General features: G+C 64.5%; 2 pseudogenes. One reads left to right on the top strand and one right to left on the bottom strand.

The features are described 5' to 3' along the window. Positions 1 to 65: pseudogene (locus tag A6723_RS32645) on the top strand (hypothetical protein); the annotation flags it as partial. On the opposite strand, the pseudogene A6723_RS12545 reads toward A6723_RS32645, so the two are convergent. Further along, positions 62 to 373: pseudogene (locus A6723_RS12545) on the bottom strand (pentapeptide repeat-containing protein); the annotation flags it as partial. The pseudogenes A6723_RS32645 and A6723_RS12545 sit on opposite strands and share 4 nt — an antisense overlap. Positions 374 to 708: the final 335 nt, after the last annotated feature.

The following is a 708-nucleotide window of genomic DNA, read 5'->3' as shown; positions in this document are numbered from 1 at the left end:
CGGCGTCGCTCAGGTCGGCGTCGCTCAGGTCGGCGTCGCTCAGGTYGGCGTCGCGCAGGTCGGCGTCGCTCAGGTCGGCGTCGCTCAGGTCGGCGTCGCTCAGGTCGGCGTCGCTCAGGTTGGCGYCGCGCAGGTTGGCGYCGCTCAGGTCGGCGTCGCTCAGGTTGGCGCCGCGCAGGTTGGCGCCGCGCAGGTTGGCGTCGCGCAGGTYGGCGTCGCTCAGGTCGGCGTCGCTCAGGTCGGCGTCGCTCAGGTCGGCGTCGCTCAGGTTGGCGCCGCGCAGGTTGGCGCGTTCGCCGACTTCATCATCGCCCAGCCACAGGCGGTGTTTTTCCAGGGCCTCGGCAAGCTCTTCGGGGGAATAGGTTTTCATTGGGGTTTCCTTTGGAGTGCGTGAATGCCCATGGCCGTGGGCTGGTGCGCGCTTTCGGCTGCCTCCGAGACAGAGGCATGCGAAAGAGGGCGAAAAGTGAAAGCCCGTGCGGTGCCACGGGCTTTCGGTTTGGCGCCTTGTGTGGCCAGCGCGGGCAGCAGTTCACATGGGGAACCCTCCTATTGATCACCCATGGAATTCCGGCATGGGCACCTACGGAATACAGGCGAAAAAAGTAACCGGCCAGCAAACACACCTTTCTGACCCCACCGCCAAAGGCGATGGTGTCCACCTATTTAAGTGGACACCACTTCTAGCCTTTTAAGAGGGTCTTT

The organism is Pseudomonas sp. AU11447 (genome assembly GCF_001672555.2).
Taxonomy (GTDB): Bacteria; Pseudomonadota; Gammaproteobacteria; order Pseudomonadales; family Pseudomonadaceae; genus Pseudomonas; species Pseudomonas nitroreducens.
The sequence above is the reverse complement of the archived record's forward strand: the minus strand, read 5'-3'. Positions and strand labels throughout refer to the sequence as shown.